Consider the following 21,241-nt stretch of genomic DNA (forward strand, 5'->3'; position numbering starts at 1 on the left):
CGTAAAGTCCCGCTCGACAGCTCAATCAACAGCGGGTTCGGGAGGTGGGTGTATGTCGACAGCACAGGAAATTGCGGAAAAGGAAGAGATTTCGGATCTCAAGAAGTACTTGGCGGAAGGTATCGGCACGTTCGTCCTGGTCTTCTCTGCGATCGGAACGGCGGTGTTCGCTGGGGCCAAGGTCGGCCAGCTCGGGATCGCGCTCGCATTCGGTCTGACGCTGATGTTCCTGGTCTATTCGATCGGTCCGATCTCGGGTTGCCACGTGAACCCGGCCGTGACGCTCGGGCACTTCATTCTCGGCCGCATCTCGGGCGCCAAGGCGGCCATCTACATGGGTGCCCAGGTGGTCGGCGGTCTCGCCGCGGGTCTGGCGGTCTACACGATCGCGCAGAGTCTGCCCACCTACAGCCGTGCGGCGGACGGCCTGGCCGCGAACGGCTGGGGTGTCCACAGCCCCTCGGCCGAGAGCGGTCCGCTGGGTCAGCTCGTGTTGCCGGGCTACGGCATCGGTGCCGCGATGACGGTGGAGATCCTGCTGACGGCACTGCTGGTCTTCGTGGTGCTGGCGTCTACCGACCAGCTGTCGGACGTCCCGCTCGCGGGCGTCTCGATCGGCTTCACGCTGGCGGTGATCCACCTGATCTCGATTCCGATCGACAACACGTCGGTCAACCCGGCCCGCAGCTTCGCGGTCGCGCCCTACCAGGACGGGGCGATGGGACAGGTGTGGTTGTTCATCGTGTTCCCGTTGATCGGCGGAGCACTGGGTGCGGTCATCTACCGCGCTCTCTTCGGACGCTTCAACCGACTCAACGACTGACGCTGACAGGGAGAGGGCCCGGCACACGATCGTGTGCCGGGCCCCTCTCGTCGTCTCGGTGCGGCGTCAGGTCCAGCTGTAGTCGGCGCGCAGGCGCGTGGCGACGGCGTCGAAGCGGTCGCGGTCGAGGATGGCGCCCTCGCGGCGGATGCCCGCCTCGGGAACGTCGAGCACGCGGTCCAGCCGCACCCAGCTGGGGCGGTTCTCGGCGTCCCAGGAGCCGGCGCCCAGCGGCAGCCAGTTGCGGTCGTCGTCCCTCCCGCTGTTCGACGACAGCATCAGTCCCAGCAGCGTGGGTCCGTCGCGGCCGACGACGAGGACGGGGCGGTCCTTGCCCTGACTCGGGTCCTCCTCGTACGTCACCCAGGTCCACACGATCTCGCCAGGATCGGCCTGGCCGTCCAGGCTCGGGGCGTACTCGATCCGACGCGCGCGGTGGGCCGTGGGTGCGGAATTGCGCGACACCGGCCGTCCGGGCGTGACGGTGGGATGCGGCGGCCCGGTGATCGCCTCGGTCGCGCGTTTGACCGGCCCGGTGTTCTGCAGCTGCCGAAGTAGTTTCGGGCCCTGCTGGACGGCGAAGGTGCCGAGCTTCCTGCCGATACTGCCCCACGTGCTCGCCATGGGATCCGAGCTTAGTTGCGGCGCGGTCCCCGTTCGGGACGCCGGCGCCGCGGTGTCGGGCGCCCTCGTTGTTCGGCGTCCTGACGAGGCGAGGATTGCAGCGGTGTAACTCGGGCGGACCGTTGTGGCGATGAATCGATGACGGATTCGGTTCGACCGGTTCGTCGCGGAGGATTTCGAATCTCGGGGAGGATGGACTGAAATGATTCATGAGGAAGGCGTCGCCGTACTTCTCGATGACCCAGCAGAATCGAAGGGTCTTTCACGTCTTCGCTGACTGCCCACGGGGGAGTCGAATACGCGCGTTCGATCGGGTCTCGGGGCGGGGCCCGTCGGCACGCTCATTTTCTTTGTGCGAATTGTGTCGGGTGCTCGATGATTCGATCGATGCCTGGGCGTGTCGCGCCTGACCTGTGGCCGCCGACGACGGTGGCGCACGGTGCGTGATCGCGCCGCGCGAGCGCCGCTCGATGTCGCCGCCCGTGACCCTGGATGTGTGCGCGAGACCGTGCTTGCCGTAGGACTCTCGAGTCTCGCGGTTGCGAACGGCGGTTGATCCCCCGACCCTGCGCGCAGTTGCGCGTTGTGGCTCGAGGGAAGCTCGCCACATCAACCGCCCCGAGTGATCCTCGGGGCGGTGGTCGTTTCGCGTAAACAACGCAGTTTGTCGCTTTCGGGCGCCTCGAGTCTTGTGACTCTTGATCGATTCGGTGTCAGCTTTCGGGGCAACTTCAGCCGCGAGGCAGCCTGATCTGGACTAACGTTCAACTCGCTGCCCGCGACCCCGCAGTTGCGGGTAGACAGGAACGCACCCGACCTCGTCTCGATGTGTCGAGTGCGTCTCGGGTGGGTAGTGGAAGCAAGAGGGACCCTGCTTCCAGTACGCGCCCCAGGCGTCCATGGCATGGCGCCCGCGAAGGCTCCGCACTACCCACCAGTGCGGAGCCTTCGCCCTTCCGCCCGCGGTGTGCGCACGAATAGCGTGGGACCTGCGGCCCGGCCGCACAATGCACGCGATTCTCCGCGGTGCAGCGCTCTTCGATTCAGGTCGCGTCGGTGGCGCGCGTCCTGCGGCAGGGGTGCGGCCGCCGGTGATCGGGCGGCACCGTGTCCATCCGTGTCCCAAAGCGAACTGCACGGTGCCGTTCCCGATGTCCGGTACGGCTTCGTAGCGATGAGGCTCCATGACGAACCATTACCCGGACGGCTCCTTCTCTTCTAAGCGGAGCGGAGGATCTGATCGGTACGCTCGCGGGCATGGGTGGGGACCTGTTAGTGCTGATCGCCATGATCGGCCCACTCGTGATGTTCGGGTGGGCGGCTATTCGGGCGAAGCGCCGCGGGCTCGGAGGGTCGTTCGTCGGGCCGTTTCAGGAGATGTTCGATCCCGGTGCGGCGCGAGCGCAGATCGTCATCGAGGAGATCGCGGAACTGCCGGATCCTGCGGACTCCGGCGACCCGGACAACGACGACGATGTGCCGTACACAGTGGTGCATAAGGGTGTTCGGCTCAACATCAACACTGATAGTGCTCGGCGGCGCGGAGATGACGGGACCACCGAGCGAGCAGGGTGAGCGCGAAGGCGGGGGAGTGAGTCTTGCGGCCGGGACCGGGCTACGGGCGGGGGAGCTGTGCGGACTGCGAATCTCCTCGGTCGACTTCCTTCGCCGCGAGATCCATGTGACCGAGCAATCGGCCGGCGGATCCGAGTTCGCGATTGCGAAGCTGAAGACTCCGCAATCGCGGCGGACGACCCCCGTCGGCGATTCGGTGATCGGGTTGCTCGCCGAGGAGCTCGATGAGAATCCGTCCGAGGACCGATCCCCGCCGATCTTCCGGACGGCGCGCGGGCGGATGCGGTCGCCGACGACCGTGGCGAACCGCTTCGTGATCGTCCGACGAGACTGTGGCCTGCCGGGCGGGAAGAGCTTCCACGACCTCCGTCACTTCTTCGCCTCGACGTTGATCTTCGCGGGCGCGTCGGTCCCGATGGTGGCCCAGTACGTTGGTCACAAGTCGCCGGCCGTGACCCTGGATGTGTACGCACCCCGGTGTCCAGGGGATGATGGGAGGGCGCGGGAGGCAGTGGATGCCGGTCCGGGCCGATGTCAGTGCGCGAGTGAGACGAGGGAATAGGGCTTGAGCAGCAACTTTGCGGAGAAGACGTTCACGGATCCGTCGAAGATTCGGAACTTCTGCATCATCGCGCACATCGACCACGGCAAGTCGACTCTCGCCGACCGGATGCTGCAGCTCACCGGTGTCGTCGAGGAACGCGCCATGCGTGCGCAGTACCTCGACCGCATGGACATCGAGCGCGAGCGCGGCATCACCATCAAGGCGCAGAACGTGCGTCTGCCGTGGACGGTCGAGAACGAGGACGGCACGACCGAACAGATCGTCCTGCACCTCATCGACACGCCCGGCCACGTCGACTTCACCTACGAGGTCTCCCGCGCGCTCGAGGCCTGCGAGGGTGCGGTGCTGCTCGTCGACGCCGCCCAGGGCATCGAGGCGCAGACCCTGGCCAACCTGTACCTGGCGATGGAGAAGGATCTCACCATCATCCCGGTGCTCAACAAGATCGACCTGCCCGCTGCCGATCCCGAGCGGTACGCCGCCGAGATCGCGCACATCGTCGGCTGCGAGCCCGAGGACGTCTTGCGGGTCTCCGGCAAGACCGGTGTCGGTGTGAAGGAACTGCTCGACGAGGTCGTCAAGCAGGTGCCGGCCCCGGTCGGCGACGCAGACGGTCCGGCCCGCGCGATGATCTTCGACTCCGTGTACGACGCCTACCGCGGCGTCGTCACCTACGTGCGCGTGGTGGACGGCAAGATCCGTCCCCGCGAGAAGATCACGATGATGTCGACCGGCACCACGCACGAACTGCTCGAGGTGGGCATCATCTCGCCCGAGCCCAAGGCCACCGCCGGCCTGGGCGTCGGCGAGGTCGGCTACCTGATCACCGGCGTCAAGGACGTCCGGCAGTCGCGGGTCGGCGACACCGTCACCACCTTCCGCAACGGCGCGTCCGAGCCGCTGACCGGCTACCGCGACCCCAAGCCGATGGTCTACTCCGGCCTGTACCCGATGGATGGTTCCGACTACCCGGTGCTGCGTGACGCGCTGGACAAGCTTCGGCTCAACGACGCGGCGCTGGCCTACGAGCCGGAAACCTCGGTGGCCCTCGGTTTCGGCTTCCGTTGTGGCTTCCTCGGCCTGCTGCACATGGAGATCACCCGGGACCGGCTCGAGCGCGAGTTCGGCCTCGACCTCATCTCCACCGCGCCCAACGTGGTGTACCGAGTGGTGATGGAGGACGGCTCCGAGCACGAGGTGACCAACCCGTCGTACTGGCCGGAGGGCAAGGTGCGCGAGGTCTACGAGCCGATGGCCAAGTGCACCGTCATCGCGCCGAGCGAGTTCACCGGCGCGATCATGGAGCTGTGCCAGTCCCGACGCGGTGAGCTCGGCGGCATGGACTATCTCTCGGAGACCCGCGTCGAGCTGCGCTACACGCTGCCGATGGGCGAGATCATGTTCGACTTCTTCGACGCCCTCAAGTCGCGGACCAAGGGCTACGCGAGCCTCGACTACGAGGAGTCGGGTGAGCAGCAGGCGGCGCTGGTGAAGGTGGACATCCTGCTGCAGGGCGAGACCGTCGACGCGTTCAGCGCGATCGTGCACAAGGACGCCGCGTTCGCCTACGGCAACAAGATGACCACCAAGCTGCGCGAGCTGATCCCGCGTCAGCAGTTCGAGGTGCCGATCCAGGCCGCGATCGGCTCGAAGATCATTGCGCGCGAGAACATTCGCGCGATCCGCAAGGACGTGCTCGCCAAGTGCTACGGCGGCGACATCAGCCGTAAGCGCAAGCTGCTCGAGAAGCAGAAGGAGGGCAAGAAGCGGATGAAGACCATCGGTCGCGTCGAGGTCCCGCAGGAGGCCTTCGTGGCGGCGCTGTCGAACGAGTCGGTGGCGGACAAGCCCAAGGGCAAGTAGGAGGGACGCGATGATCGGCACCTGGTTGACCCGTGAGCTCGGGCTGGAGGTGCCGATCTTCGGCGCCCCGATGGGCGGCCGCGCCGGCGGTCAGCTGGCGGGCGAGGTCACGCGTGCCGGCGGCCTGGGTCTGCTCGGTGCCGCGCGCTACGCGACCCCCGACTGGATCGCGGCCGAATCCGCGATCGCCCGCGAGATCGGCGGCGGGCTGCTCGGCATCGGGTTGATGACGTGGTCCCTGGACGCCGACGACTCGCTTCTCGACGCGGCGCTCGCCGAGAAGCCGCGGGTGGTGTCGTTGTCGTTCGGCGACCCGGCTCCGTACGTCGAGCGGGTTCACGCGGCCGGGGCGCTGGCCGTCTCGCAGGTGAACACGCTCGAGGACCTGCGGGTCGTCGAACGGGCCGGGGTCGACTTCGTGATCGCGCAGGGCGGTGAGGCCGGCGGTCACACCGGGCGGATCGGTACGTTGCCGTTGCTGCAGGAAGTGCTCGACGCGACGCGTCTTCCGGTGCTCGCGGCCGGTGGGATCGGAACGGGCCGTGGGCTGGCCGCGGTGATCGCGGCCGGCGCCGAGGGCGCGATGATCGGCACGGTGCTGCTCGCCAGTCCCGAGACGATCGGCCCCGGGTACGCGCGCGCGAAGCTGATCGAGGCGGGCAGCGCCGACACCGTCTACACGTCGGTGTTCGACCAGGCCCGCGACCAGCCGTGGCCGGCCCGCTGGGGCGGTCGCGCCCTCGCCAACGACTACACCGCGAGGTGGCACGGGCAGGGGGCTGACAACGAAACCCTCTCGGCCGCATACGATCCCGCGGATCCTAATCAGGGTGTCGTCTACGCCGGTGAGGTGGCGGGTCTCGTCACGTCGGAGCGGCCGGCCTGTGACGTGGTGCGGTCGATCGCGGCCGACGCGGAGCGGTTGCTCCGGCGGACCTACTGACGACCGAACTACCCGGGGCGGTGGCACACCGCTTCGACGTTGTTCCCGTCGGGATCACGCACGAACGCGCCGTAGTAGCCGGGGTGGTACTCCGGCCATTCGCGCGGTTGGTGCAGGACCTCGGCGCCCATCTCGACTGCGGCCGCGAAGAAGGCGTCGACCGCGGCGCGGCTGTCCGCGGCGAACGCGACGTGGTTCTCGCGGAAGCCCGCGTCGGCGGGCGCCAGCGGGCTGATCCAGAAGTCCGCGTGCGGTGGCACGCCGTAACCGATGACGCCGGGGGCGGGTTCGATGACCCGCTTTCCGCCGAGAGGTGCGAGCACCGCGTCGTAGAACGCCGCACCGGCCTCGATGTCGGTGCATTGAATTCCCAGATGATCCAACATGCGCAGATCGTGACACAGGTCACCGACAGGCGTCGTGGTTCCCGAGGTCAGGACGGGCCGTGCGCGGGCTGGAACGTGCCGGTGTGGCCGGACTCCTCGGCGCGGATGACGTGCACGACGGCGTTGATGAGCGCCAGGTGGGTGAACGCCTGCGGGAAGTTACCCAGGTGCCGGCCCGTCTTGGGGTCGATCTCCTCGCCGTAGAGCTTGAGGGGGCTCGCGAACGAGAGGAGCCGCTCGCACAGGTTTCTGGCCCGTTTCACCTCGCCGATCTCGACGAGCGCCGACACCAGCCAGAACGAGCAGATCGTGAACGTGCCCTCCTTGCCGGACAGGCCGTCGTCGGTGGACTCGACGCGGTAGCGGAGCACGAGTCCGTCCTCCGTGAGCTCGTCGGCGATCGCCAGGACGGTCGCCCGGATCCGGGGGTCGTCGGCGGGCAGGAACCGCAGCAGCGGTGCCAGCAGCAGCGACGCGTCCAGGGACGGGTGTCCGTAGCGCTGCGTGAACACCCCGCGCTCGTCGACGCCGTGCTCGAGGATGTCGGCCTTGACGTCGTCGGCGATCTCGCCCCACTGCGCCGCGTAGGCCTTCTCGCCGTGCAGCAGGGCGAGCTTGACACCGCGGTCGAGCGCCACCCAGCACATGATCTTCGACGACGTGAAGTGCTGCGGTTCGCCGCGCACCTCCCAGATCCCGCGGTCGGGCTCGCGCCAGTGCTCGACGACCTCCTCGATCTGCCGTTGGAGCAGCGGCCACAACGTCTCGGGGACCTGGTCGCGGGACCGGACGTGCAGGTACACCGAGTCGAGCAGGGTGCCCCAGATGTCGTGCTGGTTCTGGTTGTAGGCGCCGTTGCCGATCCGCACGGGCAGGGCCCCGTCGTAGCCCTTCAGGTGGCTGAGTTCCTCTTCGACGAGGGTGTGCTCGCCGCCGACGCCGTACATCACCTGCAGTGGGGCCGGATCGCCGTTGTCCGATTGGGCGGAGTCGAAGATGAACGAGAAGAAGTCGTTCGCCTCACGATCGAGCCCGAGGGTGTAGAGGCCCCAGAGCGCGAAGGTCGAGTCCCGCACCCACGCGTACCGATAGTCCCAGTTGCGTTCCCCGCCGGGGGTTTCCGGCAGCGACGTGGTGGGTGCGGCGAGCAGGGCGCCGGTCGGTGCGTAGGTCAGACCCTTGAGGGTCAGTGCGCTGCTCTGCAGGTGGCTCCGCCACGGATGGTCGGGGAAACGCCCGATCGTCACCCATTGCCGCCAGCACTCGGTGGTCTGCCACATCTTGTCGGCGGCTTCGGCGAATGTCTGCGGGGCCTGCAGTTCCGACCACGACAGCGCGACGAACGCGTTGTCGCCCTCCACCATGCGAGTGCGTGCCCGAGCCTCACGGCCTTCGAGCCCCAGACGCAGGTTCGACGTCAATCGGAGCGTCGGATGCTCGCCGTCGCCCTCGGAGAGGCTCGTCGCGCTGGCCTCCTCGTAGACCTTGCCTGTGTACTCCCAGTGAGCCGGGGCGCGGTGGTAGTCGAACGCCGGCTCGCAACTCATCTCCAACTCGACGGTGCCGCTCACGCACTTGACGGTCCGCAACAGGATGTGTTCGGCGTCCCAGTCCGACGGTGTGCGGCGGCGCCTTCGGGAGCGCTGTTCGTTCGCGTGCCACGGGCCCATCACGAGTGCGTCGCGCACGATCAACCACCCGGTCTGGGTCTGCCACGTGGTCTCGAGGATCAGCCCACCCGGCAGGTAGCGACGCGCGGACGGCACGTTCTGGCCGTACGGTCCGATCCGGAAGTGTCCGGCGCTCCGGTCGAGTATCGCGCCGAACACACTGGGGGAGTCGGGGCGCGGGACGCACATCCACTCGACGGCGCCATTGCGTGCGACCAGACAGTTCGTCTCGCAATCCGAGAGGAATGCATAGTCGTCGATCGGCGGGTAGACGCTGCGACGCTTCGGTGCCACCTCGTCGGAATCTCCCGCCGGAGTCGCGACGGGCTGCTCGGTCGTGGTCGTCATCACCTCATCATCGACCCGAGCGTTGCTCACCGTCCACAGTTCGCGAACCTGTGACGGTCCGCCCTGTTCGGCGGCGGTCGTGCCAGCGGCTAGGGTGGTCGGGTGGATCAACTGGCGAGCTGGTGGGACGGCACCGAACTGTGGGTGGCCGGCCTGCCGTTCATCCCGCAGGTCGTCCTGGTGCTCGCCGTGATGATCCCGTGCTGTTTCGGTATCGCCTGGTTGCTCGACCGCGCCCTGTCCACAGTGTTCGCGCTGCTGGGGCGTGCCGAGGTCGTCGATTCCGGCGGGCAGACGGACGGGCAAACGAAGGTGGAGGGTTCCTAGATGCCACGCTCACGCGTGACCATGGCGCTGATTGCGCTGATCGTCCTGGTCATCATCGCCTGGTATTTCACCCGCTGACCCGCGCGGATCGGACTTCCCGATAATCTTCCGATCCTCTGCTAACATCTGCCGCGTGTCTCCAGTCACCGCACCCCGGATCCGCCATGAATTGGCGTTGATCGCTGTCGGTGGTCTGGCAGTTGCCGATATTCACTGTTGCTGAATCGCATCTCGGCGTTCGTTCTCTCCTGAGTCCCGGTATCCGATTACCGTCGTCTCGTCGACCCATGTCGACAGCGGGCGTGCTCTGCGCACGTTGCCTTCGAACGCCGCTTCACCCCTCGGTGCTCCCCTCGAGTTCCGAATGCTGAGCCCGGCATCTGCCGGGTCGATTCCGTATGTGATCTGCACTTGCCAGACCTGTAGGAAGGTAATCCGACATGAAGCATCGTTCCCGTTTGTTCCTCACCACCCTCGCCACGATCGGCGCAGTCGCGCTGACCGCGTGCAGCGGAGGCTCGAGTGACGTCGCGGGGGGTAGCGGCACCAGCGCCGACGGCAGCGGCGGCACCATCAACCTCTTCGCCTACGCGGTCCCGAAGCCGGGGTTCGACAAGGTGACTGCGGCGTTCGCCCAGACCGACGAAGGCAAGGGCGTCACCTTCAAACCGTCGTACGGTGCGTCGGGTGACCAGTCGCGCAAGGTCAAGGACGGCGCGCAGGCCGACTTCGTGAATTTCTCCGTCGAGCCCGACATCACCCGACTGGTCGACGCCGGACTCGTCGACAAGGACTGGAACAGCGGCGCCTACAACGGGATTCCGTTCGGCTCGGTCGTGACGATCGTCGTCCGCAAGGGCAACCCGAAGAACATCAAGGACTGGGACGACCTGCTCCAGCCCGGCATCGAGGTCGTCACGCCGAACCCGTTCAGCTCCGGCTCGGCCAAGTGGAACCTGCTGGCGCCGTATGCCGCCAAGAGCGAGGGCGGCAAGAATCCGCAGGCCGGCCTGGACTACCTGGGCAAGTTGGTCGGTGAACACGTCAAGGTGCAGCCCAAGTCGGGTCGGGAGGCGACCGAGACGTTCCTGCAGGGCACCGGCGACGTGCTCTTGAGCTACGAGAACGAGGCGCTGTTCACCGAGCGCAACGGCGATCCCGTCGAGCACGTCACCCCGCCGGTCACCTTCAAGATCGAGAACCCGGCCGCGGTCATCTCGAACAGCCGGAACATCGCCCAGGCCACCGCCTTCCGCGACTACCTGTACACCACCGATGCGCAGCGTCTGTGGGCCGAGGCCGGCTTCCGGCCGGTCGACCCGGAGGTCGCCAAGGAGTTCGCCGCGGACTTCCCGCAGCCGCAGAAGTTGTGGACCATCGCCGACCTCGGCGGCTGGAAGACCGTCGACGCCGACTTGTTCAAGCAGGGCAGCGGCAGCATCGCCGTCATCTACGACAACGCGACCAAGTAGCCCGACGCCCACGGCGATCCGCAAGGCGGCGATGCCTTGCGGATCGCCGGTGTAGGGCCGTCGCAGTCGTTCTCGATCTTGCGATTCGGGCGTCGACCGGGCCTCTGCTAAAGTCTGCCGCGTGTCGTTAGTCGCCGCCCACCAGGTCCGCCATGAATTGGCGTTGATCGCTGTCGGCCGACTTGCAGTCGCAGACATTCACTGTTGTTGATTCGAATCTCGGCGTTCGCCCTCGCATAGCCGGGGCATCCGACTGTCCCTCGGTTCCGACGGGACGTGTCGGTCGCGGTCGCGCACCGCGAGCATTCTTCGAACGCCGTATCGCCCCGGAACTCCCCGCGAGTTCCGATACGCGAGACCCGATGTTGCCGGGTTGATTCCGTATGTGATCCTCTGCACTTGCCAGCCCGGTAGGAAGGTAATCCGTATGAAGCACCGCTCTCGATTGTTTCTGACCGCACTCGCCACGATCGGCGCAGTGGCGCTGACCGCGTGCAGCGGCGGCTCGAGCGATGTCGTGGGCGGCACCGACGCGGGTGCGGGTGGCGGAGCCGGCGCCGTCAACATGTTCGCGTTCGGTGTTCCCAAGCCCGGCTACGACAAGGTGACCGCGGGGTTCGCCCGGACCGACGAAGGCAAGGGCGTCACCTTCAACCCGTCGTACGGTGCGTCGGGTGACCAGTCGCGCAAGGTCAAGGACGGCGCGCAGGCCGACTTCGTCAGCTTCTCGGTCGAGCCCGAGATCACCCGGCTGGTCGACGCGGGTCTAGTGGACGAGGCGTGGAACAGCGGCGCCTACAACGGGATTCCGTTCGGCTCGGTGGTGACGCTCGTGGTCCGGAAGGACAACCCGAAGAACATCGCGGACTGGGACGACCTGCTTCAGCCCGGCATCGAGGTCGTCACGCCGAACCCGTTCAGCTCCGGCTCGGCCAAGTGGAATCTGCTGGCGCCGTACGCCGCCAAGAGCGAGGGCGGCAAGAACCCGCAGGCCGGCCTGGACTATCTGGACAAGTTGGTGGGCGAGCATGTGAAGGTGCAGCCCAAGTCGGGTCGGGAGGCGACCGAGATGTTCCTGCAGGGCACCGGTGACGTGCTGCTGAGCTACGAGAACGAGGCGCTGTTCACCGAACGCAAGGGTGACCCGGTGGAGCACGTGACGCCGCCGGTGACCTTCAAGATCGAGAATCCGGTCGCGGTGGTCTCGAACGGCCGGAACGTCGCGCAGGCCAGCGCCTTCCGCGACTACCTGTACACCACCGATGCGCAGCGTCTGTGGGCCGAGGCCGGCTTCCGGCCGGTCGATCCCGCGGTCGCGGCCGAGTTCGCCGCGGACTTCCCGCAGCCACACAAGCTGTGGACCGTCGCGGACCTCGGCGGCTGGACCGTCGTCGACCAGGAACTGTTCACACAGGGCAGCGGCCACATCGCCGCGATCTACGACAACGCGACCAAGTAATGGCCACGACACTGACTCGCCGGAAGAACTGGCTCGCTGTCACCGGAACCGTCGGCCCGCTGGGCATCGGCATCGCGGCGCTGTGGCTCAGCGTCATCGTGTTGCTGCCGCTCGCGGCGCTCACCGTCACCTCCCTCGAGGACGGCATCAGCGGCTTCTGGGACGCGGTCACCGCGCCCGGTGCGCTCGCCGCGCTGCGGGTGACCATCACGGTGTCGGTGATCGTCGCGCTCATCAACGTCGTGATGGGCACGATGATCGCCTGGGTGCTGGTGCGGGACGAGTTCCCGGGCAAGCGAATCGTCAACGCGCTCATCGACCTTCCGTTCGCGTTGCCGACGATCGTCGCCAGCATCGTGATGCTGTCGCTGTACGGTCCACAGAGCCCGATCGACGTGCACCTCAACGCCACCCAGCCGGGTCTGATCGTGGCGCTCGCGTTCGTCACACTGCCCTTCGTCGTCCGGTCGGTGCAGCCGGTGCTGATGGAGGCCGACCGGGAGGTCGAGGAGGCGGCGGCGTCGCTGGGCGCGAGTAACTGGACGATCTTCCGCCGGGTGGTGCTGCCGACGCTGGCCCCGGCGGTCATCAGCGGCGCCGGACTGGCGTTCGCCCGCGCGATCGGCGAATACGGCTCGGTGGTCCTGATCGGCGGAAACATTCCCCGTGAGACCCAGGTGGCGTCGCAGTACATTCAGCAGCAGATCGAGATCGACCGACCGGTCAGCGCCGCGGCGGTGTCGGTGACGCTGTTGGTGATCGCGTTCGTGACGCTGTTCGTGCTGCGCATATTCGCGGCCCGCAACCAGCGTCGAGAGGAGCACGCGCAGTGAAGGTCTCCCCGTGGGCGCGGATCAGCATCCGCACCGTCGTCCTCGCCTACCTCTTCGTGCTGCTGATCGTCCCGATCGGCGTGATCCTGTTCCGCACCTTCGAGCACGGGTTCGTCGCGTTCTACCAGGCGATCAGCACCCCGGCAGCGATATCGGCGCTCAACCTGTCGCTGCTGATCGTCGCGATCGTGGTGCCGATCAACGTCGTGTTCGGCATCGTCACCGCGCTGGCACTGGTGCGGGGACGCTTCCCCGGGCGGGGGCTGTTGCAGTCGGTCGTGGACCTTCCGTTCGCGGTGTCGCCCATCGTCGTCGGCGTCTCGCTGATCCTGCTGTGGGGTGCCAACGGCTGGTTCGGCGGTGTCGAGTCGCTCGGCTTCAAGGTGATCTTCGGGCTGCCCGGCATGGTGATCGCGACGATCTTCGTGACACTGCCGTTCGTGGTGCGCGAGGTCGAGCCGGTGCTGCACGAGATCGGCGACGAGCAGGAGCAGGCCGCGGCGACCCTGGGCGCCTCCAAGTGGCAGACGTTCTCGCGGATCACGCTGCCCGCCATCCGCTGGGGGTTGACGTACGGCATCGTCCTCACCGTCGCCCGCGCGCTCGGTGAGTTCGGTGCGGTCATCATGGTCTCGTCCGGCATTCCCGGCCAGTCGCAGACCCTGACGTTGCTCGTGCACTCCCGATACATCGACGACCACAACACCTTCGGGGCCTACGCCGCGGCGACACTGCTGATGTCGATCGCGCTCGTGACCCTGCTGCTGATGACTCTGCTCGACCGCAAGAGGAGCACGACATGATTACCGTGACCGGGGCGCGCAAGAACTACGGCGATTTCGCCGCACTCGACGACGTCACCCTCGAGATTCCGTCGGGGTCGCTGACGGCACTGCTGGGGCCCAGCGGCTCGGGCAAGTCGACGCTGTTGCGGTCCATCGCCGGCCTCGAGCAGCCCGACTCGGGAACCATCACGATCGCCGGCGAGGACGTCACCGGTGTGCCGCCGCAGAAGCGCGACATCGGGTTCGTCTTCCAGCACTACGCGGCGTTCAAGCACATGACGGTGCGTGACAACGTCGCGTTCGGGCTCAAGATCCGCAAGCGCCCCAAGGCCGAGATCGCCAAGAAAGTCGACGACCTCCTCGAGATCGTGGGACTCGACGGCTTCCAGCACCGCTACCCGGCCCAGCTGTCGGGCGGTCAGCGCCAGCGCATGGCCCTCGCGCGGGCCCTCGCGGTGGATCCGCAGGTGTTGCTGCTCGACGAGCCCTTCGGCGCCCTCGACGCGAAGGTGCGTGACGACCTGCGGGCGTGGTTGCGCCGGCTGCACGACGAGGTCCACGTCACGACGGTCCTGGTCACCCACGACCAGGAGGAGGCGCTCGACGTCGCCGACCGGATCGCGGTGCTCAACAAGGGGCGGATCGAGCAGGTCGGTACTCCGCAGGAGTTGTACGACACCCCCGCCAACGACTTCGTGATGTCGTTCCTCGGCCCGGTCGCCCGTCTCAACGGGCAGCTCGTGCGACCGCACGACCTGCGGTTGGACCGCAACCAGCTCCCGCAGTCGTTCGCGGCCACCGTGTCCCGGGTCGTCCACCTCGGATTCGAGGTGCGCGTCGAGTTGCAGCCGAAGACCGGCGCGCAGGAACTCTCCGCGCAGATCACGCGTAGCGACGCCGACGCGCTGGGGCTGCGCGAGGGCGAGACGGTGTACGTCCGTCCGAGCGACGTCACCGGATAGTCGGCCTGTTGCAGGTCGGTGGGTCAGGAGCCCGACGAACCCCACGGCAGCGAGCCGCTGCTGCCGGTCGCCGTCTCGGAGGTGTTCGGGGCGAGTGTGCTCATGAGATCCTTGGTGGCCGCGGTGACCAGATCCATGTTGTGGCCGTTGTTGAGCACAGTCACCGCCCATCCCCGCGCGGGTACCAGGTAGGTGGCGCTGGTCGAACCGGCCGCGCCGCCGTTCTTGAACGCGTGTGCGGGGGTGATGCCGGATGACGGGTACAGCTGCCACCCCATGCCCATCTGCATATCCTTCTGCACGGGATTCGACGGTCCGGGTATCGCGGTGATCATCGACTGCAGCACCGGCACGAGCGGGTTGTCGCCGTAGCCGAGTGTGGCGGCCGCCCACGTGGCCATGTCCGACACCGTGCTGACGAGTCCGCCGCCGCCGGCGAGCGCGGCCGTGTTGTCCCACAGGTCGGTGGGGTGGCCGTCCGCGTACGGCTGAGCGAGATTCGCGGCGCGGGATTCGAGGGTGGTCGCGGTCATCCCGAGTGGACCGGTCAGCTCACGCTGGACCACGGGACCGAACGGCGGCTGGTCCCGTCCCGGTCCGAAGGCGTCCGCCATCAGCGTGCCGAGCGTGCCGAACCCGAAGTCCGAGTACAGCCAGGAGGTGCCGGGAGCGGTGTGCAGCGCGCCCGGCGCCTCGAGCCCCTGCCACAGGAAGTCCCTGTCGTAGAGGGCCTTCGGATTGCACATGATCCGGCCCTCGCAGGGCTTGTCGAGATTGGGCGGATCGTCGGTCAGGCCGGACCGGTGGGTGACGAGGTCGCCGAGCGTGATCGCCGCGCCTGCCTCTGTCGGCAGCGTCACCCCGTGGGCGTAGTCCTGCGCGAGGTCGCTCAGCTGCGACTGGCCGTCGGCGATGCGTTTGGCCAGCAGCGCCGCGGTGAACGTCTTGGTCTCCGAGGCGATCTCGAACTGGGTCTGCGGTGCCACCGGCGTTCCGGCGGCCTTGTCGGCGGAGCCGAAGTAGTAGGCGGTGGTGACGGGCCGTGCGGGGTCCGCGGGATCGGACTTGACGATCGCGATCGCGACACCCGGGCCCGAATGCGCCATGATGCGCTGCGCGGTCAGGGTCACGGCCAGAGCCTCCGACGAGGGGCCGGGCGTCGAGAAGGGATTGGTGACCGGGAAGGCATCGGCGACGGCGGGTGTGGCGGTGGCGCCGAACGTGAGCGTCGCTGCAGCAGCGACCGTGAGGGCGGCGACTCCGAATCGTCGGCGCGTGCGCCGATCAGTGGGCGGCATGGCCACGAGAATATCTCTGCGGCAATCGCTTTCGCAGGGTAGTCGGCAACCCGAACGAACGAACGTTCAGCGGAGGGCGGTCCAGGAGTTCACACAGTGGTATTCGCGGTCGCTGTAGACCAGGGGAGCGGCGAGGGATTCCGGTTCGAGGATCCGCTGGACCGCCGCGACGATGACGAGCGCAGATCCCGCCGCCGTCGTCGACAGCGGTGTGCAGCGCAGGACCGCACCGGTCCCGTGCAGGAGGGGTTCGCCGGTCGCGAGGGGTGACCAGGCAGTCTCCGAACCGAATCGCGGCCGGCCTGGTGTCGCGAACTGGCGGGCCAGTTCCACGTTCTCGGCCGTGAGCAGGTGGATCAGCAGGCTCCGGGCCTGCGCTATTTCGGCGGCGGACCCGCGGACCGACTGCAGCGAAAAGCCGAGGATCGCGGGATCGGCGGACACCGATGCGACGGACGAAGACGTCAGGCCGACCGGGCCGCAGCTGCCCTGCGCAGTGACGACCGTGACCCCGGCGGGATGCCCGCGGAAGGTGCGCCGGAAGTCGTCGCTGAGCTGGGACGTCGATGTCGCGGTGGTCAAAGCGGGGCCCTTCGTCGTGTCTGCGGGGTGACAGATCCGACGCTAGAACCTCGAGTTAGCTCGAGGTAAAGCGGATGTGCTCGACGCCACGCTCGGGTGACCCTACGATCTCGTGCATGACGACGCTCCGCCAGCTCCGCAACATCGCCACGTCGTTGCCGGACGTCACCAGCGGCACCCACTTCGGGCTCGAGGCGTACCGGGTGCGCGGACGTGTCTTCGCGTCGGTCACGCGGGACGGTGGGGCCGTGCAACTGTGGTTGCCCGAGGACGCGGTCGCCGAGATCCGCGCTTGCAACCCGGCCGCCGAGCCGATCACCCGGCAGGAGCGGACGATCGGGGTCCGCCTCCCGCTCGCCGATGTCGACGCCCGCCGGCTGAACGACCTCGTCCGGCGGGCGTGGCTGTCCCAGGCGCCGCAGCGGCTCGTCGCCGAGACGCCGGCGGCAGAGACTGCGGAACTCGGCGTGAGGGAGTTGTCGACGGCGATAGGCCGGCCCGCGACCCGGGCGCTGCAGCAGGCCGGAATCATGACGCTCGAGGCCGTGGCGCGGCATTCCCGGAAGGAACTGCTCGCGCTCCACGGTGTGGGGCCCAAGGCGATCCGGGTGCTCGCGGGGGTGCTCGGGGAGCGCGGGTCGACGTTCCGCGACGAGAGCATCGATCCGTCCTCCGCCGGGTGAGGCGTCAGTGCGGCGGTGACCCGGGTTCCAGCGGCATCGTCTCCGCGTTCCCTTCGCGCACCGCGCGGACGTAGCGGTCGACGTAGTCGCGCTCGAGCGCCTCGGCGTCCGCCCGGCCCGGCCAGCCGTCGGGCAGGAGAACCCCGTCGCGGGTGCACCGGGTCTGCCGAGCGGGTCCGAGGTCGGGCAGCGCGCCCCCGAAGTCGCACCGGTCGAACGTCGTGAGTGCCGAGAACCGGACGTCGGCGAATGTGCAGGCCACGAACCGGGCGCCGGTGAGCTTCGCGTCGGTGAGGTCCGCCCCGTCGAACACGCACCGCTCGAACACGGTGTTCTCGCCGAGGGTGATCCTGCGCAGCGACGCGCCCGTGAAGTCGCAGTCGACGAGCCGACGGCCGATCCGCGCCCCGGTGAGGCGTGCCGTGCGAAAGGTGCACCGCACGAAGAGGCGGTCGAGCACGCTGTCCGCCGCGGAGATCTTGTCGAAGCGGCTGTCCGTCACCTCGGTCTCGAAGATGTGCAGCGAACCCCGTGCATGGCTCAGGTCGAGCCGCTCCAGCGCCAGGTACTTGACCGAGAGTGCGTGCCCTCGAGCGGTCTCCACGCCACGAAGATCGACCGCACCGTCCGCGGTGACGCCCTGCGGGGACGTGACCTCGTGAGTGCGCCCGACGAACCGGGACTGTTCGACGATCTGTCGGCGGACGTCGGCCACGTCGTCCGGACTCCACCTGCGTCGCAGCGACACCGCGCTTTCCGCGGCGGGCCTTCCCTTCGTCACGCGCCCACTATAGGGACCGGGTCAGGCGGAGAGCCTCCACCTCGACGCCGTGTCGAGCGCCGCGCGGTACCGGTCGAGCACGACGTCGGGAGCGGCGTCGTGGTCAGGTCGTCGCGAGCGACAGCGATCAACGGCGTCACGGTCCAGGTACGGTGGGCGGTTGGGCAGCCGACGGACGTCTGCCCTGCTAGGAGGCGTAGTGGTAAGCGGTCGGATCCGTATCGGCATCGCCGGATACGGCAATCTGGGTCGAGGAGTGGAGTCCGCGGTCGCGGCGAGCGCGGACATGACGTTGGTGGGGGTGTTCACCCGACGCGACCCGGCGGCGCTCATGCCACAGCGGCCGGACACGGCGGTGTTCGGTTGGGATGCACTCGCCGGGTACGAGCACGAGATCGACGTGTTGATCCTGTGCGGTGGTTCGAAGTCGGATCTGCCGCAGCAGGGCCCGGAGTTGGCGGCGCGATTCAACACTGTGGACAGCTTCGATACGCATGCCCGCATCCCCGAATACTTCGCCGCCGTGGATGCCCCGGCACGCAACGCCGGCCGCACGGCGCTGATCTCGACCGGCTGGGACCCGGGGTTGTTCTCGATCAACCGTGTCTACGGTGAGGCGATCCTGCCCGTGGGGGAGACCTACACCTTCTGGGGGCGTGGTGTCAGCCAGGGCCACTCCGATGCGGTGCGCCGGGTGCCCGGTGTCGCGGCCGCCGTGCAGTACACGCTGCCGTCGGAGGTGGCGATGGCGAAGGTGCGTGGCGGCAGCCGGCCCGAATTGACGACCCGTGAGAAGCACACCCGCGAGTGCTTCGTCGTCCTCGACGCAGGCGCAGGCGCCGACGCCGACGTGGTCCGTGAGGCGATCGTTACGATGCCCGACTACTTCGACCAGTACGACACGGTCGTCCACTTCGTCGACGCGGACACTCTCGCGCGCGATCATGGGGGAATGCCGCACGGCGGCTTCGTGATCCGCAGTGGGTCCACCGGTACCGGGAACGTGCAGACCGTCGAGTACAGCCTCGCGTTGGGCAGCAATCCCGAGTTCACCGCGAGCGTCCTGGTGGCGTACGCGCGGGCGGTGTACCGGTTGAATGCCGACGGCCGGATCGGCGCTCACACCGTCTACGACGTCCCTCCTGGTCTGTTGTCGCCGAAGTCGCCGGACCAGTTGCGCGCTGAACTGCTGTAACGCGGACGGGTCAGGCGGACCGCTCTGCCCGCGCGATGGCGGGCAGAGCGGTCCGGTACCGGTCGAGTGTGACGTCGACGAGGCTGCTGTGTGCGCCGATGGTGTCGGCGAGGATCGCGTCGGGGGCCGCCTCGAGCGCGGCCGTGCCCAGTCGGTCGGTCAGACGTCCGGGAGCGAGAAACCAGGGGGCGATCACGATGCGCTCGACCCCTCGCGAGCGCAGCAGTGAGACCGCCTGTGCGACGGTCGGTTCGGCGGACGTGGCGAAGCAGACGACGGTTCCGGCCCAGCGGGTGCCCGCGGCGAGTACGGGCGCGAGGGCGCGGGTGCGATCATTCGCCCGTGGGTCCGACGAGCCGACGGCCGCGAGGACGACACCGGTGCGGCTGTCGTCGGTGTCGACGCCGCTCGCCACGATCCGGTCCCGTACAGCGCCGACCAGCCGGTGGTCGTGGCCCAGCACGTCCGACTGGATGAGCGTCAGCCGAGGATGCCGCGCACGGGCGCCGGAGAGAATGCCCGGCAGATCCACACGCGCGTGAAAGGCGCTGCCGAGTAGCAGTGGGACCACGATTGCCGTGGAATGGCCCTCCGCGGCAACAGCGTCGACGACCTGGTCCACCGACGGCGCGTTCAGGTCCAGGAAGCACAGCCGGACGTCGAGGTCCGGTCGCCGCGCGCGGATCGCCGCCACGGCAGCCGTGACCACCCGAGCGGATCGGGGGTCACGGCTGCCGTGGGCGACGGCGATCAGCGGCGGCGTCACGGTCTCAGACCCGCTCACCGAGTTCGACGGCCGCGATCGCGTCGCCGACGAGCCCGGCCGCGAGCGTGTTGCCGCCGGCCGGGTCGATCAGCAGGAAGCTGCCGGTGTGTCGGTTGACGGTGTAGTCGTCGGCGACGATCGGCTCCGCGACGCGCACCGAGATCTTGCCGATCTCGTTGAGCTCGAGCGTCTCCGGGGACAGCTCGGACGTCAGTTCCTGCTCGTCGAGGCGCTCGACGAGCGCGCCGACGATCGCCTGCGTGGTGCGGGTGCCGTGCTTGAGCAGCAGGCGCGCGCCCGGACGCAGCGGCTTCTCGGCCAGCCAGCACACCGTGGCGTCGAACTCGTCGATCGGCTCGGGGGCATGCGACGGTGCGGCGATGGTGTCGCCGCGGGACACGTCGACGTCGTCGGTGAGGACCAGCGTGACGCTGCGGCCCGCGTGGGCGACGTCGAGTTCGCCGTCGGCGGTGTCGATGCGGGCCACCGTCGTCCGCGTGCCGGATGGCAGGATCACCACCTCGTCGCCGGGGACGACCGATCCGGCCGCGACCTGACCCGCGTAGCCGCGGTAGTCGGGGAACTCCGCGGTGCGCGGGCGGATGACGTACTGCACCGGGAAGCGCAGGCCCACCGCGTGCCTGCCCTCGTTGTCGCTGTCCACCGGCACCGACTCGAGGTGCTCGATCAGCGTCGGGCCGTCGTAGTACGGCGTGTTCTCCGACGCCACCGCGACGTTGTCGCCGTGCAGCGCGGACACCGGGATGGCGTGGACGTCGGCGTCGTCCCAGCCGAGCGATCCGGTCAACGACCGGAACTCCGCCGTGATGTCGGCGAACACCTGTGCTGGATCCTCGACGAGGTCGATCTTGTTGACCGCCAGCACCAGTCGCGGCACCCCGAGCAGTGCCAGTACGGCGGCGTGCTTGCGGGTCTGCGAGATGACGCCCTTGCGGGCATCGACCAGCAGGATCACCAGCTGCGCGGTGGAGGCACCCGAGACGGTGTTGCGGGTGTACTGCACGTGTCCCGGGGTGTCGGCGAGCACGAACGAGCGGCGCGGGGTCGCGAAGTAGCGGTACGCGACGTCGATCGTGATGCCCTGCTCGCGTTCGGCGCGCAGGCCGTCGACGAGCAGCGACAGGTCGGGGGTGGACAGGCCCTTGTCGACCGACGCGCGGGTGACGGCGTCGATCTGATCGGCCAGAACGGATTTGGTGTCGTACAGCAGCCGGCCCACGAGGGTGGACTTGCCGTCGTCGACGCTGCCCGCGGTGGCGAGCCTCAGGAGGTCGCTCATG

At 68.1% G+C, this 21,241-nt stretch carries 23 protein-coding genes; 15 read left to right on the forward strand and 8 right to left on the reverse strand.

Going from position 1 to position 21,241, the window contains the following annotated elements; all coding sequences use genetic code 11:
* The first annotated feature begins 52 nt into the window (after positions 1–52).
* The gene (locus tag ABI214_RS23710) at positions 53–823 is read left to right on the forward strand and encodes an aquaporin (RefSeq protein WP_348604870.1); all 771 of its coding nucleotides are present in this window, start codon (positions 53–55) and stop codon (positions 821–823) included.
* A gap of 66 nt (positions 824–889) precedes the next feature.
* Here the strand turns inward: ABI214_RS23710 and ABI214_RS23715 are convergent, their stop codons facing one another.
* Complete coding sequence (locus ABI214_RS23715) at positions 890–1,447, reverse strand: type II toxin-antitoxin system PemK/MazF family toxin (RefSeq protein ID WP_348604871.1); 558 nt, start codon at positions 1,445–1,447, stop codon at positions 890–892.
* Between the two features lie 1,257 nt (positions 1,448–2,704).
* Between ABI214_RS23715 and ABI214_RS23720 the strand changes: the two genes are divergently transcribed.
* Genes ABI214_RS23720 through ABI214_RS23735 form a run of 4 tightly spaced genes read left to right on the forward strand, consistent with a single transcriptional unit; the run spans position 2,705 to position 6,393 of the window.
* Positions 2,705–3,022: a hypothetical protein gene (locus tag ABI214_RS23720; RefSeq protein ID WP_348604872.1), complete on the forward strand. Its 318-nt coding sequence runs from the start codon at positions 2,705–2,707 to the stop codon at positions 3,020–3,022.
* Complete coding sequence (locus ABI214_RS23725) at positions 2,949–3,584, forward strand: tyrosine-type recombinase/integrase (RefSeq protein WP_348604873.1); 636 nt, start codon at positions 2,949–2,951, stop codon at positions 3,582–3,584. Before ABI214_RS23720 ends, ABI214_RS23725 begins: the two co-directional genes overlap by 74 nt.
* A gap of 3 nt (positions 3,585–3,587) precedes the next feature.
* The gene (lepA, locus tag ABI214_RS23730) at positions 3,588–5,450 is read left to right on the forward strand and encodes a translation elongation factor 4 (protein ID WP_348604874.1); all 1,863 of its coding nucleotides are present in this window, start codon (positions 3,588–3,590) and stop codon (positions 5,448–5,450) included.
* Between the two features lie 10 nt (positions 5,451–5,460).
* On the forward strand, positions 5,461–6,393 hold the full coding sequence (locus ABI214_RS23735) for an NAD(P)H-dependent flavin oxidoreductase (protein ID WP_348604875.1): 933 nt from the start codon (positions 5,461–5,463) through the stop codon (positions 6,391–6,393).
* A gap of 8 nt (positions 6,394–6,401) precedes the next feature.
* On the opposite strand, the gene ABI214_RS23740 is transcribed toward ABI214_RS23735, so the two are convergent.
* Together ABI214_RS23740 and ABI214_RS23745 are read right to left on the reverse strand one after the other, a co-directional pair.
* On the reverse strand, positions 6,402–6,779 hold the full coding sequence (locus tag ABI214_RS23740; protein WP_348604876.1) for a VOC family protein: 378 nt from the start codon (positions 6,777–6,779) through the stop codon (positions 6,402–6,404).
* Between the two features lie 47 nt (positions 6,780–6,826).
* A complete protein-coding gene (locus ABI214_RS23745) occupies positions 6,827–8,797 on the reverse strand; it encodes a glycoside hydrolase family 15 protein (protein ID WP_348604877.1) in 1,971 nt (656 codons plus the stop codon).
* Between the two features lie 102 nt (positions 8,798–8,899).
* Here ABI214_RS23745 and ABI214_RS23750 point away from each other — a divergent pair, with 102 nt between their 5' ends.
* The 8 genes from ABI214_RS23750 to ABI214_RS23775 all read left to right on the forward strand — a co-directional run bounded on the left by ABI214_RS23750 (position 8,900) and on the right by ABI214_RS23775 (position 14,635).
* Entirely contained in the window at positions 8,900–9,124 is a 225-nt protein-coding gene (locus tag ABI214_RS23750; RefSeq protein WP_348604878.1) for a hypothetical protein, read from the forward strand.
* Between the two features lie 133 nt (positions 9,125–9,257).
* Entirely contained in the window at positions 9,258–9,347 is a 90-nt protein-coding gene (locus tag ABI214_RS25560; protein WP_408586374.1) for an Ms4533A family Cys-rich leader peptide, read from the forward strand.
* A 217-nt stretch (positions 9,348–9,564) separates the two neighbouring features.
* Positions 9,565–10,596, forward strand: coding sequence for a sulfate ABC transporter substrate-binding protein (locus ABI214_RS23755; RefSeq protein WP_348604879.1), 1,032 nt, complete (start codon positions 9,565–9,567; stop codon positions 10,594–10,596).
* Positions 10,597–10,717: 121 nt separating this feature from the next.
* On the forward strand, positions 10,718–10,807 hold the full coding sequence (locus ABI214_RS25565; protein WP_408586376.1) for an Ms4533A family Cys-rich leader peptide: 90 nt from the start codon (positions 10,718–10,720) through the stop codon (positions 10,805–10,807).
* Positions 10,808–11,023: 216 nt separating this feature from the next.
* Complete coding sequence (locus tag ABI214_RS23760; protein ID WP_348604880.1) at positions 11,024–12,055, forward strand: sulfate ABC transporter substrate-binding protein; 1,032 nt, start codon at positions 11,024–11,026, stop codon at positions 12,053–12,055.
* Positions 12,055–12,888, forward strand: a complete 834-nt coding sequence (gene cysT / locus ABI214_RS23765) for a sulfate ABC transporter permease subunit CysT (protein ID WP_348604881.1) — start codon at positions 12,055–12,057, stop codon at positions 12,886–12,888. The genes ABI214_RS23760 and cysT overlap by 1 nt, the downstream gene beginning before the upstream one ends.
* Positions 12,885–13,691: a sulfate ABC transporter permease subunit CysW gene (gene cysW, locus ABI214_RS23770; RefSeq protein WP_280762025.1), complete on the forward strand. Its 807-nt coding sequence runs from the start codon at positions 12,885–12,887 to the stop codon at positions 13,689–13,691. The genes cysT and cysW overlap by 4 nt, the downstream gene beginning before the upstream one ends.
* Positions 13,688–14,635, forward strand: a complete 948-nt coding sequence (locus tag ABI214_RS23775) for a sulfate/molybdate ABC transporter ATP-binding protein (protein ID WP_348604882.1) — start codon at positions 13,688–13,690, stop codon at positions 14,633–14,635. Before cysW ends, ABI214_RS23775 begins: the two co-directional genes overlap by 4 nt.
* Before the next feature lie 23 nt (positions 14,636–14,658).
* On the opposite strand, the gene ABI214_RS23780 is transcribed toward ABI214_RS23775, so the two are convergent.
* Together ABI214_RS23780 and ABI214_RS23785 are read right to left on the reverse strand one after the other, a co-directional pair.
* The gene (locus tag ABI214_RS23780) at positions 14,659–15,933 is read right to left on the reverse strand and encodes a serine hydrolase domain-containing protein (protein WP_348604883.1); all 1,275 of its coding nucleotides are present in this window, start codon (positions 15,931–15,933) and stop codon (positions 14,659–14,661) included.
* A gap of 66 nt (positions 15,934–15,999) precedes the next feature.
* Positions 16,000–16,515: a flavin reductase family protein gene (locus ABI214_RS23785; RefSeq protein ID WP_348604884.1), complete on the reverse strand. Its 516-nt coding sequence runs from the start codon at positions 16,513–16,515 to the stop codon at positions 16,000–16,002.
* Between the two features lie 116 nt (positions 16,516–16,631).
* On the opposite strand from ABI214_RS23785, the gene ABI214_RS23790 reads away from it, so the two are divergent.
* A complete protein-coding gene (locus ABI214_RS23790) occupies positions 16,632–17,198 on the forward strand; it encodes an MmcQ/YjbR family DNA-binding protein (RefSeq protein ID WP_348604885.1) in 567 nt (188 codons plus the stop codon).
* 4 nt (positions 17,199–17,202) lie between these two features.
* Here ABI214_RS23790 and ABI214_RS23795 read toward each other — a convergent pair whose 3' ends face one another.
* Positions 17,203–17,979: a pentapeptide repeat-containing protein gene (locus tag ABI214_RS23795; protein WP_348604886.1), complete on the reverse strand. Its 777-nt coding sequence runs from the start codon at positions 17,977–17,979 to the stop codon at positions 17,203–17,205.
* A 199-nt stretch (positions 17,980–18,178) separates the two neighbouring features.
* Between ABI214_RS23795 and ABI214_RS23800 the strand changes: the two genes are divergently transcribed.
* Positions 18,179–19,174: a diaminopimelate dehydrogenase gene (locus tag ABI214_RS23800; RefSeq protein ID WP_348604887.1), complete on the forward strand. Its 996-nt coding sequence runs from the start codon at positions 18,179–18,181 to the stop codon at positions 19,172–19,174.
* 10 nt (positions 19,175–19,184) lie between these two features.
* Here the strand turns inward: ABI214_RS23800 and ABI214_RS23805 are convergent, their stop codons facing one another.
* Together ABI214_RS23805 and ABI214_RS23810 are read right to left on the reverse strand one after the other, a co-directional pair.
* A complete protein-coding gene (locus ABI214_RS23805; RefSeq protein ID WP_348604888.1) occupies positions 19,185–19,958 on the reverse strand; it encodes a sirohydrochlorin chelatase in 774 nt (257 codons plus the stop codon).
* On the reverse strand, positions 19,945–21,240 hold the full coding sequence (locus tag ABI214_RS23810; protein WP_348604889.1) for a sulfate adenylyltransferase subunit 1: 1,296 nt from the start codon (positions 21,238–21,240) through the stop codon (positions 19,945–19,947). The genes ABI214_RS23805 and ABI214_RS23810 overlap by 14 nt, the downstream gene beginning before the upstream one ends.
* Position 21,241 lies beyond the last annotated feature (1 nt).

This window comes from Prescottella soli (assembly GCF_040024445.1).
GTDB classification, from domain to species: Bacteria; Actinomycetota; Actinomycetes; order Mycobacteriales; family Mycobacteriaceae; genus Prescottella; species Prescottella soli.

Bases quoted from the DNA above. Each gene is read 5' to 3' on its own strand.
- ABI214_RS23710 (WP_348604870.1), top strand. From the start codon at position 53: ATGTCGACAGCACAGGAAATTGCGGAAAAGGAAGAGATTTCGGATCTC.
- ABI214_RS23715 (WP_348604871.1), bottom strand. From the start codon at position 1,447: ATGGCGAGCACGTGGGGCAGTATCGGCAGGAAGCTCGGCACCTTCGCC.
- ABI214_RS23720 (WP_348604872.1), top strand. From the start codon at position 2,705: ATGGGTGGGGACCTGTTAGTGCTGATCGCCATGATCGGCCCACTCGTG.
- ABI214_RS23735 (WP_348604875.1), top strand. From the start codon at position 5,461: ATGATCGGCACCTGGTTGACCCGTGAGCTCGGGCTGGAGGTGCCGATC.
- ABI214_RS23740 (WP_348604876.1), bottom strand. From the start codon at position 6,779: ATGTTGGATCATCTGGGAATTCAATGCACCGACATCGAGGCCGGTGCG.
- ABI214_RS23745 (WP_348604877.1), bottom strand. From the start codon at position 8,797: ATGACGACCACGACCGAGCAGCCCGTCGCGACTCCGGCGGGAGATTCC.
- ABI214_RS23755 (WP_348604879.1), top strand. From the start codon at position 9,565: ATGAAGCATCGTTCCCGTTTGTTCCTCACCACCCTCGCCACGATCGGC.
- ABI214_RS23760 (WP_348604880.1), top strand. From the start codon at position 11,024: ATGAAGCACCGCTCTCGATTGTTTCTGACCGCACTCGCCACGATCGGC.
- cysT (WP_348604881.1), top strand. From the start codon at position 12,055: ATGGCCACGACACTGACTCGCCGGAAGAACTGGCTCGCTGTCACCGGA.
- ABI214_RS23775 (WP_348604882.1), top strand. From the start codon at position 13,688: ATGATTACCGTGACCGGGGCGCGCAAGAACTACGGCGATTTCGCCGCA.
- ABI214_RS23780 (WP_348604883.1), bottom strand. From the start codon at position 15,933: ATGCCGCCCACTGATCGGCGCACGCGCCGACGATTCGGAGTCGCCGCC.
- ABI214_RS23790 (WP_348604885.1), top strand. From the start codon at position 16,632: ATGACGACGCTCCGCCAGCTCCGCAACATCGCCACGTCGTTGCCGGAC.
- ABI214_RS23810 (WP_348604889.1), bottom strand. From the start codon at position 21,240: ATGAGCGACCTCCTGAGGCTCGCCACCGCGGGCAGCGTCGACGACGGC.